We start from the raw sequence: 13,731 nt of genomic DNA on the forward strand, positions 1-13,731 counted from the left end.
AAAGGACGTACAGGCGCCACCGCCATCCGAGGACAGGGAGTCGTACACGCAGGGGCACGCCCTACGCCAGGCGGGCGAAGTGGCGCTTGCCAACCTGCAGGATCGTGCCGGGCTTGAGGGAGGCCGGGTCCACGTTGTAGGTCTTGGGCGAGACCGGCTCGCCGTCGAGCTTGACGCCGCCGCCGTCGATGTCGCGACGGGCCTGGCCGGCGCTCGGGACCAGACCGGCGGCCTGGAGCACGGCGGGCAGGTACACGAGGCCCTCATCGTTCACCGCGATCTCGACCGCGACCTCTGCTATGTCGGTGGGCATGTCGCGATTCTTGTGCACGCGATCGAACTCGGCCTCGGCCTCGACCGCGGCCTCGGCGCTGTGGTACGTGGTCACCAGGTCGCGGCCGAGCGCGCGCTTGAGCTCGTAGGGGTTGGCGGAACCGTCGGCCAGGGCGGCGTCGATCTTATCGACCTCGACCGGCGCGAGCGAGCTTGCCAGACGGTAGTACTTGCCAATCATCTCGTCCGGGATGGACATCGTCTTGCCGAACATGTCCGCGGGGGCGTCGGTGAGGCCGATGTAGTTGCCATAGGACTTGGACATCTTACGGGTGCCGTCGGTGCCCTCGAGCAGCGGCATAGTGAGCGCGATCTGCGGCTCCATACCCATCTTCTCCATGAGCTCACGGCCGGCGAGCAGGTTGAAGAGCTGGTCGTTGCCGCCCATCTCCACGTCCGCCTCGATCTTGACCGAGTCGTAGGCCTGCATGATCGGGTACAGGAACTCGTGCAGGGCGATGGGGGTCTGGGACTGGTAGCGCTTGGTGAAGTCGTCGCGCTCGAGAATGCGGGCGACGGTGAACTTGGACGCGATTGAGAGGAGCTCCTTCAGGCCCATGGGGAACATCCAGTCGCCGTTGTGGACGATGGTCGTCTTCTCGGGGTCGAGGATCTTCATCGCCTGGGAGACGTAAGTCGCGGCGTTGGCCTCGACCTCCTCCTGGGTGAGCTGCGGGCGCGTGGAGTTCTTGCCGGACGGGTCGCCGATAGTGGCGGTGCCGTTGCCGATGATGAGGGTCACGCGGTGGCCGAGGTCCTGGAACTGGCGCATCTTGCGCAGCGGGACGGCGTGGCCGAGATGCAGGTCGGGGCTGGTGGGGTCGACGCCGAGCTTGATGTTGAGCGGGACGCCGCGCTCGAGCTTCTTCTTGAGGTCCGCCTCGGGCACGATCTTGGCGGCGCCGGAGGTGATGATGCGCATCTGCTCGTCTACGGGCAACATAGGTGCACCTTTCTGCAAGGTCATAGCACCCTCGCCACGTGCCGGCGGGAACTCGCGCGGACGGGCGGTGCTGGGGAACGACATATGGGCATTAGTGTAACGCAGAACCGCCCTCAGCGGTACAGCCGCGTCCTCCCCCGCTCGTCCACGCGCACCGCAAGACGGGCATCGGAGGCATTTCGGTCGAGCTCCACCAAAAAGCGATCGCCGCGCTTGCTCGCCAGGCGCCGGGAACACGTCGCGCATGCACCATCGCAGGGTCCCTCGGCAGTAAGTACGCAATGCTCCATGACCATCAGCGGAGTCGATCCGCTTGCGACCCGCGCAACGGGAACAGACACACCTGCAAGGCGGGCGGCATTCTGCACGCCGACAACATTTTCATCGGAAAGCTCCTCGGGCAACCAGATACGACGAGCGCCCAAACCCTGTAGGACGCGCGCCGTTTGTGCGTTCCACACATTGAGCGGCGGTGCGACCTCCCACGCAACTGCCGCCTCGCACGCAGCGTCGACTTGCCCGATGTTGCGACAGAGTAAGGCGTCGGCCTCGCCACGCGCAACCGCCGCGCATGCCTCGACCACGAACGGTATGTCCCCCGCTCGGCAGACCTCACCCAAATCGATGACGCCATCGAGCTCGCCTGCTTCGCGCACGGCATCCCCAGTTCCTTCCGCGGCTCCTCCCGCGGCTCTCGCCCCCTCGGCTCCTCCCGCAGCCCCGAGAGTTAACTCTCGATGAGCAAAATCGTTCATTTGCGCGCAATCGTGCCGCGAGAGTTCACTCTCGCGGACAGGTCGCCGCTCCGCCGGGGACAGATGCGGCGACTTACGGCGCGCGTGGGCGAATCGGCCTCCGTCGTCCAGACGCCCATCCCCCTCACACGGCTCCGTAAGGGCCGAGCCCAACGAGAGTTCCTCGTCTCGCACGATATCGACGGCGGCACGCGAGGCAGCAACCAGCGCAGCAGACCTAACCAGGTGAACCGCGCTGCCCACCTCGACTTTGCGCTTGCATCGCACGAACGCGCGGTCTTGGGCGCCCACGTTGGCCGGGCACGGGACGATCGGCCAGCGCTTGGGCACGTCGGCAGGGGCATTGGCACCTGGGGTCGAGCAAATCTCCAACATATCCCCGGCTGCGACCTCGCGGGTAAATCTCACCCATGCGCCCTCGTATCCGGGTTCATCTACGATGCCCACCTCAAGACCCTGGTTGATGGCGCGCTCTACGCTCATAAGCCCAGCCCCCGTCGCGGTGTGACCTCCACGCAGGTAGCCATCGGTGAATCCGCGATTGAACGACCGTGCGAGCCGTGCCTCCAACTCGTCCAGCTCGCACTCATCGAGCTCGACCCCGGCGAGCGCGGCATCGAGCGCCTCACGATAACAGCCCACGACGTTGTACACGTAATCGGGCCCCTTCATGCGACCCTCGATCTTAAGGGACGCGACTCCGGCGCCAACCAGCGCGGAAACATGACGGATCCCCAGGTAATCACGCGGGCACAGCAGGCGGTCGCCCTGTGCGGCGGAGCGTCCGGCGCCCCTCGCCTCGGAAACGTCCCGCTCCCACGCCCCGCCCGCGAGCAGACGGCCCTCATCGTCCTCAAGCGCATAGGCCAGACGACAGGGCTGGGTGCAGTCCCCGCGGTTGGCCGAACGCCCGCGCATGAGAGCCGAATAGGAGCACGCGCCCGAATAACAGATGCAGATGGCGCCATGACAGAACGCCTCGATGGGCGTTCCCCCAGCGCAAAGACCCGCGAGCTCCGCCAAGGACAATTCGCGCGCGCACGTCACGCGTGACACTCCCAGCTCGCGCACGGCAAGGCGGACGGCACCAACGGACTGCGCGCCCGTCTGCGTGGACAAGTGGAGCTCCACGCCGGGCAGCTCGCGATGAATGAGGTCGCACAGACCCACATCGGCGACGATCAGCGCATCGGCGCCCGCGTCAAGCGCGGCCGACGCAAGCTCCAGCGCAGAAGCGAGTTCGTCATCGTGCATGCAGACGTTCAGGGCCACATAAACACGTAAGCCATGTGCGTGGGCGAGGGCGCAGCCGCGCGAAAGCTCGGAGAGCGAGAACCCGCCGTTCGCCGCACGCGCATTAAAGGAGCCGAGCCCCACGTACACGGCATCCGCCCCCGCCGCAATCGCCGCTCGAAACGCACCCGGCGTGCCCGCCGGAGCCAGCAACTCGACCATACTCGATGCCTCCCCTCTCACGCGCCCCATCAACCTGTACGGCGCAATCTGAACGCTCCAACGTGTTTTTCGCATTGAGTAAGGATACCCGAGCGGACGTCTGCGCCGCTTGCGCTATCGTATGAATATCTATGTGTTACGGCTTTTGGGCACGCGCCCACCTGTATATGGGAGGTCGTTTATGGGTCATCGACAGCGCTACGCGCGCAGCCGCGCAAAAACGCACGCCGTCCCCGTCATCCTCGTCTCCGCTCTCGGCTTTTTGCTCGTGGCGGGCATCGCGTTCGGCATTGGCATGATCGGTAACGTGAACCGCTGGCTCTCCGATCTTCCCGACTACACGAATGCCGACGAGTACCTCGTGAGCGAGCCCACGCACATCCTTGACGCCGCGGGCAACGAGATCGCCGAGTTCTTTGTCCAGAACCGCGAGAGCGTCACCGCCGACCAGGTATCGCCGTGGGTTCTCCAGGGCACCGTCGACGTTGAGGACGAGCGCTTTTACGAGCATCCGGGCGTCGATATCATCGGCATCGGCCGCGCTGTGCTCGCGCAGCTCACCGGTCGCTCCGAGGGCGCCTCGACCATCACCCAGCAGCTCGTGCGTAATACCATCCTCTCGGAGGAGCAATTCGACCAGACCATCGAGCGTAAGGTGCGCGAGGCCTACATCGCCCTCGAAATGGAAAAGATCTATTCCAAAGACGAGATCTTGATGATGTACCTCAACTGCATCTACTACGGCCACGGAGCCTACGGCATCCAAGCCGCCTCACAAACGTACCTCTCCAAAAACGCGAGTGACCTCACGCTCGCCGAAGCAGCCCTACTCATCGGCCTACCCAACTCGCCCTCATACTACGACCCCACCGTTAATCCAGACGTCGCCGTCGAGCGACGCAACAAGGTGTTGGGCAACATGCTCCGCCTGGGCACCATCACCCAAGAAGAATACGACGCCGCCGTGGCCGAGCCGCTCGCGCTCAACGTGACCGAGGTCTCCGAGTCCGGCATCAACGTCTTCTCACAGCCGTACTTTGTCGACTACGTCAAAACCCTCCTTCAAGAGGAGTTCTCGACCGACGTCCTGTTCAAAGGCGGTCTCACCGTCAAGACGACGCTCGACCCCGCGGTGCAGCAGGCCGCTGAGACCGCCGCGGTGGAGAACATCAACAAGTACCCCGCCGCCGCACGCGACGCCAAGGACCTCGACATCGGCATGACGGTCATCGACCCTAAGACCGGGTACATCAAGGCGATGGTTGGCGGGCGCGATTACAACCGCGTCGAGGACGACGGCAGCGTCCTCCACATCAACCATGCGACTTCGCGCAACCAGCCCGGCTCATCGTTCAAGACGTTCACGCTCGCCACCGCCATCGAGATGGGCATGAACCCCAACATCACGATCAACTGCAACTCGCCGCTCACCTGGAAGATCGCCGGGCAGGCAGATTACGTGGCGCAAAACTACGGCAACCAGAGCATGGGCTACATCTCGCTCGCCCGCGCGACCGAGCTCTCGTCCAACACCGGCTACCTGCAGGTAGCAGAGACCATCGGCAACCAGAACATCATCGCCATGTGCAAGAAGCTTGGGCTCGACACCTCCGAGATGAACGATGTCCTGTCCATGACCCTTGGTACGGGCAGTTTCTCCACCGTTGAGATGGCATCCGCCTACGCCGTCTTCGCGAACGGTGGCTACTATCGTGAGCCCGTCGCGATCTCCGAGATCGTGGGGCGCGGCGGCAAAACCGTGTACAAGCACGAAGACGCTGGCAAGCAGGTCATTTCCGCTGGAGTGGCCGCAGCCGTGACCGATGTCCTCGAGGGCGTCATGACCAACGGCCTGGGCGCTCCTGGCAACCCGTACATGAACCAGCCCGTCGCCGGTAAGACCGGTACGGCCGGCACCGCGGACACCGCAACCAACCTGTGGTTTGTGGGCTACACCCCGCAGTATGCCACCGCAATCTGGGTGGGCGGCTACAACGGCACCGTCGACCTCGGTTCCCTTATGGGCAACCAGATGACGCTCCCGGTGTTCAAGAGCCTGATGCAACAGATTCTGAACGGGCTTGCTCGCGAGGAGTTCCCCACCGGAGAAACACCCACCTACAAGAAGGACTCCGAGTGGAAGTTCTCCAAGACCAACCCCAAGGGCGAAGACGAGGACGAGGAAAAGGAAGAGGAGACGACGGAGGAAACCGAACAGCAGCAGACCACGACGCCCACGCCGGAGCAGCCGACCACGCCTCAGGAGCCCACGACGCCTACTCCGGAACCCGAGCCTGAGCCCACGCCCGAACCCGAGCCTGAGGTGCCCGACGGCGGCACCACCGGTGGCGGTACAACGGGCGGCGGACAAACCACGACGCCAACCGCATAGGAGACAGCCATACAAAAACCCTCGTCCATAGGGACGAGGGTTTTTCTTTTTGGAGTCTCATGCTCCCCTATCGATGCAAGCGACGCCAGTACGCCACCAGCAACAAAACAAGCACAATGGGCAACGTGATGAGTAAGGCGAACAGGAGCATATGGATTACCATCGGGCTCACTTGCGCACGCTCCTCAGCTTGGAGATCATCGCCTCAAACGTCTCTCCGTCCAACGGCGTCTGCGTGATGACGAGAATCGTGTCGTTTCCAGCCAGCGAGCCGAGAACATCGGGCAGCTCGGCGGCATCGATTGCCGCGGCGATGCCCAGGGCGGTACCGGGCTGCGCCTTGATGATGACGAGGTTCTCCGTGCGCTGAACGCCAACCACGAGCTCAGAGACCATACGTTGCAGATGTAGATCCTCCGCAAGGACGTACATGCCCTCGGGCAGCTTACGAAGCCCCATGTCGGCGATATCGCGCGAGACGGTCGCCTGCGTGCAATCGAACCCACGCGCTTTAAGCTCGTCCACGAGCACGCGCTGAGTGCGCACGTCCTCAGTTCGGACGATCTCTCGAATAGCATCTTGGCGGCCATTGCGTTTTTTGGCCATGTTCTCCACCATTCCCTAGCGGTTCCCCACATTTCGAGTACAGCATACCGCCGAATCTCTTTAAAACGGATTAGCAGGCATCACGCTATCTAATTGAAACATTTTTGCATAGAACAGGCAAATGCAATCATATATGTGCATATTGAAGCATTTTTACGGGCAGGCCGTCAAAGCTCCATCGTCATATGCCACGTCCATAAAGCACAAACCACGCGCAGGAGCAGTAGGGCCCGCCGCCCGACGATCGCACGCTGTAATCACCTCTAAAACCCACTCCGGATCTCGACGACCCGCGCCGACTTCAACGAGGGTCCCAACGATCGTCCTGACCATGGAATGCAGGAACGCATTACCCGTGATGGTAAAGGCTATGTGCTCCTCACCCAGCGCGCCCTCCCTTTCGAAGGAGACCTCAATCACGTTGCGACACGTGGGCTTGCCGATGGCGGAAGACATCTTGCAGAAGCTCTTGAAGTCATGCTCCCCCACCAAATACGAAGCGCCGCACTCCATCGCCTCGACATCCAAGGGCAGTCGATGCCACCAAGTCACCTTGCGCGTGAGCAGCGGCGGTGCGTCGCCCGTAGCTATGCGATAGGTATAGGTTCGAGCACGCGCGTCAAAGCGAGCCGAGAAGCCGGAGGAGGCATGAAACACCCTACCAAGCGCTATGTCATCGGGGAGCAAGGCCGCCATCGCGCGCATCCACCGTCGATGCTCGATGGCCAACTCATCATGGTGTGCGGGGACGCTCACGTACTGCGCTATGGCGTGAACACCTGCATCGGTGCGACCGGCACACGTGAGGTCGATAGGACGGCGTAAAAAGGTCTCGAGCGCGCAGCGGACCTCCCCTGCGACCGTCCTAAGCCCCGGTTGCTCGGCAAACCCGGAGAAGCCGGCGCCATCGTAGCCCAGCCGAAACACCAAGGTGCCGTCGAGCACCTCCGGTTCGAAATAGGACGGCGCGCCCACGCGCATATCGTCTGTTTGGGCCACTGAAGCCTCCTTATTGCAATCTTTCGTGCCTATGCTACCAAAATCACCAACATAAACCCAGGATGGTCAAGACGAGCACGAGCGCCGCCCCCAATGCGAGCACAAGGCGATCATAAGGAGCCAATCGACGAGGAGCGGGCAGTTTCCCAGCGGCAACGGAATCATAGCAACGGGCGGACATGGCCTCGGCCAAACGATCCGCACGGCGGAACAGGCCAATCATGAGGGGCGTGAACACCGAAGCCCACACGCCGATGCGCGAGAAGAGCGGACCGGCATCGAACTGGGCTCCGCGCGCACGCTGGGCGAGTCGAATCCGATTGAGCTCCTCACTCACGAGCGGGATGAATCGCAGTGCCACGGCGAGCACGGTGCCCAAAGGACCCACGCTCACACCAAAACGGGCCAAGGGGCTCAACAGGCGCACGCAGGCATCACTCAGCTGAGTCGCGGTCGTCGACGAGGCAACGACGAGTGAGAAGCCCACGAGTAACAAGATGCGCGTTATAGCCATGAGTCCCCGCAAGCCTCCCGCCGGGCTGAGACCAATCGCGCCAACCAACTCCACCGTTCCCCGGCCATCGCACGACACCAGGTTCGCAACGAGCGTGAACGCGAGGATGACGGCAACGGGTCGTATGCCGCGCAGCACACGGCCCAACCGCATGCGCGACGACGCGAGGCAGCCGCACAGGATCAGCAGCCAAACAACGAGCATGGCCGGCACTCCGGCAGAAAAGACCCCAGCCGTCGCAAGCAACAGAAGCACGATTTTCACACGGGCATCGAGGCGTGCAACGGGTGTCCCGGGAACATACTCACCAAAAACCGTGCCAAACGCTTGAGGCCCCCTCGACGCATGACCCATGGCGGAGTCACCCGCAAACGGCTGTAAAGAGGCATCTGAGGGGCCTTCAGGCGCGCGGGCTGCATGTAGGGACCCATTTGACAACATGAGCTCGCGTGTCGCAAAGGGACGCCACTCATCGACATCATGCGTAATCACCAAAACAGACCGGCCCTCCGCGGCAAGATCCGTCACGAAACGGTGCGCGAATGCCCTGCCCCGCGCATCAAGGGCGGCGCTCGGCTCATCGAGCACGTATACGGGCGCATCGAGCGAAAGCACCGATGCAAGCGCAACGCGGCGAGCCTGCCCCCCGGAAAGCTCAAAAGGAGAGGCATCGGCAAGCTTCCGATCGAGCCCTACGGCATCGATGGCCTTAAAGACCCGACGATCGACCTCGTCCTCACTGAGCGAAAGGTTGCGCGGAGCATAGGCGACTTCGTCGTAGACCGTCTCGAGGAAGAACTGCGCTTCTGGCTGCTGGAACGACAGCCCGACAGTGCCGGGAACTGGATGCACCGGGGAAGCAGGGGCAACATCTGCGACGGAGGAGTTGTCCGCGCAGGTGTGAAGGCGAATGGAGCCCGCATCAGGCGAGACCAATCCCGCGACAAGCGAGGCAAGCGTCGACTTGCCGGCACCCGATGCGCCCGTGAGCAACACCACCTCGCCGGCGTGCAGCGAAAACGAAATGTCCTTGAGGACGGCACGATCGCCATAGCTAAACGAGACACCCCCCACCTCAAGGATCGGCGCATCGCACGGCGTGGCAACAGCTCGGCACCTGGCAGCCTCCCGACCCGTGCAAGAGCCAAAGGAATGTTGCACAGCCTGAGGGCCGGAAGACGCGCGACAAGCAGACTCGGAGGCGCCTAGAGCTCCGTTGATGGAGGCAACATCCACGATGCGGTCTGCAAGAGCGATCTCAAGCGGGTCGTGCGTAATGAGAGCGACGCCGATGCCGTCTTCATGGACAAGAGTGCGAAAGAGCGTACGGAGTGATTCGCGGACCGCCGGATCGAGCTGCGCGGTAGGCTCATCAAGCACAAGATATCGAGGAGTCATGGCTAGCACACCGGCAAGGGCGATGCGTTGCTGCTCTCCGCCGGAAAGTGCCGTCGTAACGCGATCCTGGAACCCTGATAACCCTACACGGCGAAGTGCACAGTCGACACGCTGAGACACCTCTTCTTCCGACAGGCCAAGATTACGGGGCCCAAAGGCAATCTCGTCAAATACGAGGGAGGAAACGATTTGATCAACGGGATCCTGGCACACACGGCCAACAAGCGACCGAACCATGAGGCGTTCACGTTCGTTAGCAGAGGGGTCGTGACCATCGACAACCACACAGCCATCGTCAACCAGCTGCGCCGCGCACAACACACGACCAAGGGTGGACTTTCCACACCCGTTATCTCCCGTTAGGGCAACAATCTCAGCCGGAGCAAGGGAGAATGAGCAACCAGACAGGACTTCAGCCCCATCCAACACCACGCCAACATCCTTCACTTCAAGCACGTTCTCGCCCCCTTTCTCTTGTTTTGCCTGGGCGACTGGCGGCGGGCAGTTCACTCAATGCGAGTTCCGCACGAGCCGAAGGGCCCAGTGGGCCCTTCGTGCGAGCCAGGACTGCCCGAACAGGGAGTGAACTGCCCGCCGCCAGTCGCCCAGGTAAAACAAAAAGGGGCACGCGAACGTACCCCTCTTCAATGTGATGCACGAGCAGCTACGTGCTACTCAGCGGTCTCCTCGACAGCGGCCTCGGTCTCGACGACCTCAGCAGCCTCCTCGACGGCCTCGTCCTTCTTGACGACCTTAGGAGCAGCGGCCTTCTTAGCCGGAGCAGCCTTCTTCGCCTTAGGGGTGCAAGGCTCGGAGACGATCTCGATGATGACCATCTCAGCGCAATCGCCCTTGCGCGGACCGAGCTTCATGATGCGGGTGTAACCACCATTGCGGTCGGCCCACATACCCTGAGCGGCCTTGTCGAAAATCTCAGCAACGAGATTCTTATCACCGAGCTTGGCGATGGCGAGACGACGAGAGTGCAGGTCGCCCTTCTTGGCCCAGGTGATGATCGGCTCAGCATAGGAACGCAGGGCCTTGGCGCGCGTCTCGGTGGTCTTGATGCGATCGTTCTCGAAGAGCGCCTTGGCAAGGCTCTTCTTCATGGCCTTGGTGTGGCTGGCGTCGGTGCCGAGCTTCAGGCCTTTCTTCTTATTGTGACGCATGGTCTAGTTCTCCTCTATACCTAGGGTTTAAGCCTTGAGGCTCAGACCCATGGACTCAAGCTTGTCCTTGACTTCCTCGATCGACTTCACGCCGAAGTTGCGGATGTTCAGCAGGTCGTTCTCGGAGAACTCGACCAGCTGGCGCACGGAGTGAATACTCGCACGCTTGAGGCAGTTGTAAGAGCGGACGGAAAGGTCCAGGTCCTCAATCTGCTTGTCAAGCTCGGCATTGTCGCTCGTCACCTCGGGGGCGAAGATGGAAATTTCCTCCTCCGCCTCGGGCTCGTCGGCCAGGGTCATAAACGCAGCCATGTGCTGGTTGATGATGTTGGCCGCAGACACAACCGCGTCACGCGGGGAAAGCGCACCGTTGGTCTCAATCTCAAGAACCAGACGGTCGTAGTCGGTGTGCTGGCCAACGCGGCACGCCTCGACGAGCTTGGCGCAACGCTTGACCGGGGAGAAGAGCGAGTCGACGTTGATGATGCCGATAGGATCATTGTCGCGCTTGTTCTGCTCGTAGGACACGTAGCCGCGACCATACCCGATGCGCATGCTCATGGTCAGATGACCACCCTCGGTGAGGGTCGCGATGTGCTGCTCGGGATTGACGAGCTCGAACTCGGACGGAATGAAGAAGTCTGCGCCGGTAACCTCGCACGGGCCATCGACCGAGATAGTCGCAGTGCCCTCGTCCGTGGTACCAAGCGTGCGGAACACGAGACCCTTCACGTTCAAGACGATGTCGGTGACATCCTCGACCATGTTGGGAATCGTGGTGAACTCGTGCTGGGCGCCATCGATCTGGATGGCCTCGACGGCTGCACCCTCGAGCGAGGAAAGCAGCACGCGGCGCAGGGAGTTACCCAGCGTGTCGCCATACCCGCGCTCCAGAGGCTCGACGGAAACGCGAGCAGCAGTCTCGCTGATCTCCTCGACGTGAACCTGGGGCCTGATGAATTCGGACATGTAATACCTCCAGCGTAGCGCGCAAACGATTACTTCGAGTAAAGCTCGACGATGAGCTGCTCGTTGATGTCGCCGCTGATCTGGTCACGAGAAGGCAGCGAGATGACGTTGCCGGAAAGCTTCTCGATGTCGACCTCGAGCCAGCCAGGGACCTCGAAGCGCTCGGAGGAGATGAGGGCCTCCTTGATGGGGAGCAAGTCGCGGAACTTCTCGCCCACAGCCACAACGTCGCCGGCCTTCACGCGGTAGGACGGGATGTCCACGCGCTTGCCGTTAACGGTGAAGTGGCCATGGCGGACGGTCTGACGAGCCTCCTTGCGGGTGCGAGCGAAGCCGAGACGGAACACGACATTGTCGAGACGGGTCTCGAGAATGGTCATGAGGTTCTCACCGGTAACGCCGTCCATGCGAAGAGCATGCTCGTAGTAGTGGTGGAACTGCTTCTCGAGAACGCCGTAGATGAACTTGACCTTCTGCTTCTCGCGCAGCTGCATGCCGTACTCGGATTCCTTGCGACGGCGCTTGGGCTGGCGGATAGATTCCTTTTTGGAGCTGTAGCCGAGCTCAACGGGATCGATCCCGAGCTGGCGGCAGCGCTTAAGAACCGGAGTCCTGTCGATTGCCATAATAAATCGATCCTTTCAGTTACACGCGGCGACGCTTCTTGGGGCGGCAGCCGTTGTGCGGGATGGGGGTCTTGTCCTGGATGCTGGAGACCTCGAGGCCAGCGGCCTGGAGGGAGCGGATCGCGGTCTCGCGGCCCGAACCGGGGCCCTTCACGAAGACGGCGACCTTGTGCATACCGTGCTCCATAGCGGCCTTGGCGCAAGCCTCGGCGGCCATCTGGGCGGCAAACGGGGTCGACTTACGGGAACCCTTGAAGCCCACGGTACCAGCGGACTGCCAAGCGATGACGTTGCCCGCGGGATCGGTAATGGAAACGATGGTGTTATTGAACGTAGAACGGATGTGAGCCTGGCCCACGGAGATGTTCTTACGGTCGGCGCGCTTGATACGGGTGGTGGCGCCGCGCTTGTTCTTTGCAGTAGCCATTATGCGTCAGTCTCCCTTATTTCTTCTTCTTGGCACCGATCTGACGCTTCGGACCCTTGCGGGTGCGAGCGTTGGTGTGGGTGCGCTGACCGCGAACAGGGAGACCCTTGCGGTGACGGAGGCCGCGGTTGCAGCCGATGTCCATGAGGCGCTTGACGTTCTGGGCGCGCTCGCGACGGAGGTCACCCTCGACCATCAGGCCATTCTTATCAATGTAATCGCGGATCGCCGAGATCTGCTCCTCGGTGAGGTCCTTGATGCGAGTGCCGTCGGCAATGTTGAGCTCGGCGCACATCTTCGCTGCGGTGGTGCGGCCGATGCCGTAGATGTAGGTCAGACCAATCTCCGCACGCTTCTCGTTCGGAAGGTCGACACCGTTAATACGGGCCACTGTGGATCTCCTCTCTTAACCCTGGCGCTGCTTGTGGCGCGGGTTCTCGCAGATCACGAGAACCTTGCCATGGCGGCGGATGATTTTGCACTTATCGCACATCTTCTTGACGGAAGGGCGTACCTTCATCGTTCTTCCTTTCGGTAGTGCTCAAGCTACAAGGTGGAATGTTATCTACTCGCCCAGCCGCAGGCGTTAATAACGAATGGCTGGAAGCATGTATCGAACCTTACGGGGCAGAGCACTCCCTTCCGGTTCGAATACGTGCGAATGGTCGTTACTTATAACGATAGGTGATGCGACCGCGGGTCAGATCATAGGGAGAGAGCTCCACAACGACCTTGTCACCCGGCAGAATACGGATGTAGTTCATACGGATCTTGCCCGAAATGGAACAGAGAACCGAATGACCGTTCTCAAGCTCAACGCGGAACATGGCGTTCGGCAGCGGCTCGGTGACCGTGCCCTCAAGCTCGATGGCGTCTTCCTTCTTCACGTGCATCATCTTTCTCTCGAAAACGACAGCAACAGTGCATGTTACTACATGCTAAACAGGCGAAAGGGAAATTCCCAATCGCTCCACAAATATTTTGTCCCACCGGCAGCCCGACGGGGCGGGCCCGTATGGTCCGGCGCTCAGGCAGTCCTGCTCACGACGAAGGCCACATTTAGTGGCCTTCTGTTCATGCGGAACTCGCGGCGGACCATACGGGCCCGCCCCGTCGGGCTGCCAAGGTACCGTAGTCCCTGGGCT

General features: G+C 61.7%; 13 protein-coding genes and 2 pseudogenes. 1 reads left to right on the forward strand and 14 read right to left on the reverse strand.

Going from position 1 to position 13,731, the window contains the following annotated elements:
* Window positions 1-61 precede the first annotated feature (61 nt).
* Window positions 62-1,276, reverse strand: a complete 1,215-nt coding sequence (gene tyrS, locus ACX9NZ_RS05950) for a tyrosine--tRNA ligase (RefSeq protein WP_407495670.1) — start codon at window positions 1,274-1,276, stop codon at window positions 62-64.
* A 113-nt stretch (window positions 1,277-1,389) separates the two neighbouring features.
* Window positions 1,390-3,486 carry a U32 family peptidase gene (locus ACX9NZ_RS05955; RefSeq protein WP_407495672.1) on the reverse strand — a complete coding sequence of 699 codons (2,097 nt, stop codon included), beginning with the start codon at window positions 3,484-3,486 and terminating at the stop codon, window positions 1,390-1,392.
* Between the two features lie 181 nt (window positions 3,487-3,667).
* Between ACX9NZ_RS05955 and ACX9NZ_RS05960 the strand changes: the two genes are divergently transcribed.
* Window positions 3,668-5,878, forward strand: coding sequence for a transglycosylase domain-containing protein (locus ACX9NZ_RS05960; RefSeq protein WP_118653596.1), 2,211 nt, complete (start codon window positions 3,668-3,670; stop codon window positions 5,876-5,878).
* A 168-nt stretch (window positions 5,879-6,046) separates the two neighbouring features.
* Here ACX9NZ_RS05960 and ACX9NZ_RS05965 read toward each other — a convergent pair whose 3' ends face one another.
* From ACX9NZ_RS05965 to infA, 12 genes and pseudogenes are all read right to left on the reverse strand, one after another.
* Complete coding sequence (locus ACX9NZ_RS05965) at window positions 6,047-6,484, reverse strand: arginine repressor (RefSeq protein ID WP_118653639.1); 438 nt, start codon at window positions 6,482-6,484, stop codon at window positions 6,047-6,049.
* Window positions 6,485-6,637: 153 nt separating this feature from the next.
* Window positions 6,638-7,465, reverse strand: a complete 828-nt coding sequence (gene truA, locus ACX9NZ_RS05970) for a tRNA pseudouridine(38-40) synthase TruA (RefSeq protein ID WP_118653640.1) — start codon at window positions 7,463-7,465, stop codon at window positions 6,638-6,640.
* 61 nt (window positions 7,466-7,526) lie between these two features.
* Window positions 7,527-8,438 (reverse strand): energy-coupling factor transporter transmembrane component T family protein, encoded by a 912-nt coding sequence (locus ACX9NZ_RS05975; protein WP_407495738.1) that lies wholly within the window; start codon window positions 8,436-8,438, stop codon window positions 7,527-7,529.
* 141 nt (window positions 8,439-8,579) lie between these two features.
* A pseudogene (locus ACX9NZ_RS05980) lies at window positions 8,580-9,395 on the reverse strand (ATP-binding cassette domain-containing protein); the annotation flags it as partial.
* Window positions 9,369-9,905, reverse strand: a pseudogene (locus ACX9NZ_RS05985) (energy-coupling factor ABC transporter ATP-binding protein); the annotation flags it as partial. The pseudogenes ACX9NZ_RS05985 and ACX9NZ_RS05980, both read right to left, overlap by 27 nt.
* A 161-nt stretch (window positions 9,906-10,066) precedes the next feature.
* The gene (gene rplQ / locus ACX9NZ_RS05990; protein ID WP_118653598.1) at window positions 10,067-10,564 is read right to left on the reverse strand and encodes a 50S ribosomal protein L17; all 498 of its coding nucleotides are present in this window, start codon (window positions 10,562-10,564) and stop codon (window positions 10,067-10,069) included.
* A 27-nt stretch (window positions 10,565-10,591) separates the two neighbouring features.
* On the reverse strand, window positions 10,592-11,533 hold the full coding sequence (locus tag ACX9NZ_RS05995; protein ID WP_118653599.1) for a DNA-directed RNA polymerase subunit alpha: 942 nt from the start codon (window positions 11,531-11,533) through the stop codon (window positions 10,592-10,594).
* 29 nt (window positions 11,534-11,562) lie between these two features.
* Window positions 11,563-12,159 (reverse strand): 30S ribosomal protein S4, encoded by a 597-nt coding sequence (rpsD, locus tag ACX9NZ_RS06000; protein WP_118653600.1) that lies wholly within the window; start codon window positions 12,157-12,159, stop codon window positions 11,563-11,565.
* 19 nt (window positions 12,160-12,178) lie between these two features.
* On the reverse strand, window positions 12,179-12,586 hold the full coding sequence (gene rpsK, locus ACX9NZ_RS06005) for a 30S ribosomal protein S11 (RefSeq protein WP_294122499.1): 408 nt from the start codon (window positions 12,584-12,586) through the stop codon (window positions 12,179-12,181).
* 16 nt (window positions 12,587-12,602) lie between these two features.
* Window positions 12,603-12,977, reverse strand: coding sequence for a 30S ribosomal protein S13 (gene rpsM / locus ACX9NZ_RS06010; RefSeq protein WP_118653601.1), 375 nt, complete (start codon window positions 12,975-12,977; stop codon window positions 12,603-12,605).
* 15 nt (window positions 12,978-12,992) lie between these two features.
* Window positions 12,993-13,106 (reverse strand): 50S ribosomal protein L36, encoded by a 114-nt coding sequence (rpmJ, locus tag ACX9NZ_RS06015; RefSeq protein WP_006363204.1) that lies wholly within the window; start codon window positions 13,104-13,106, stop codon window positions 12,993-12,995.
* A 148-nt stretch (window positions 13,107-13,254) separates the two neighbouring features.
* On the reverse strand, window positions 13,255-13,473 hold the full coding sequence (gene infA / locus ACX9NZ_RS06020; RefSeq protein WP_009141477.1) for a translation initiation factor IF-1: 219 nt from the start codon (window positions 13,471-13,473) through the stop codon (window positions 13,255-13,257).
* Between the last annotated feature and the right edge of the window lie 258 nt (window positions 13,474-13,731).

The organism is Collinsella sp. BM28, assembly GCF_054551995.1.

What these genes read in the sequence shown, in the direction of transcription:
- tyrS (WP_407495670.1), bottom strand. Translation starts at nt 1,276, where the DNA reads ATGTTGCCCGTAGACGAGCAGATGCGCATCATCACCTCCGGCGCCGCC.
- ACX9NZ_RS05995 (WP_118653599.1), bottom strand. Translation starts at nt 11,533, where the DNA reads ATGTCCGAATTCATCAGGCCCCAGGTTCACGTCGAGGAGATCAGCGAG.
- ACX9NZ_RS05965 (WP_118653639.1), bottom strand. Translation starts at nt 6,484, where the DNA reads ATGGCCAAAAAACGCAATGGCCGCCAAGATGCTATTCGAGAGATCGTC.
- rplQ (WP_118653598.1), bottom strand. Translation starts at nt 10,564, where the DNA reads ATGCGTCACAATAAGAAGAAAGGCCTGAAGCTCGGCACCGACGCCAGC.
- rpsD (WP_118653600.1), bottom strand. Translation starts at nt 12,159, where the DNA reads ATGGCAATCGACAGGACTCCGGTTCTTAAGCGCTGCCGCCAGCTCGGG.
- rpmJ (WP_006363204.1), bottom strand. Translation starts at nt 13,106, where the DNA reads ATGAAGGTACGCCCTTCCGTCAAGAAGATGTGCGATAAGTGCAAAATC.
- rpsK (WP_294122499.1), bottom strand. Translation starts at nt 12,586, where the DNA reads ATGGCTACTGCAAAGAACAAGCGCGGCGCCACCACCCGTATCAAGCGC.
- ACX9NZ_RS05960 (WP_118653596.1), top strand. Translation starts at nt 3,668, where the DNA reads ATGGGTCATCGACAGCGCTACGCGCGCAGCCGCGCAAAAACGCACGCC.
- ACX9NZ_RS05975 (WP_407495738.1), bottom strand. Translation starts at nt 8,438, where the DNA reads ATGTTGTCAAATGGGTCCCTACATGCAGCCCGCGCGCCTGAAGGCCCC.
- ACX9NZ_RS05955 (WP_407495672.1), bottom strand. Translation starts at nt 3,486, where the DNA reads ATGGTCGAGTTGCTGGCTCCGGCGGGCACGCCGGGTGCGTTTCGAGCG.
- truA (WP_118653640.1), bottom strand. Translation starts at nt 7,465, where the DNA reads ATGCGCGTGGGCGCGCCGTCCTATTTCGAACCGGAGGTGCTCGACGGC.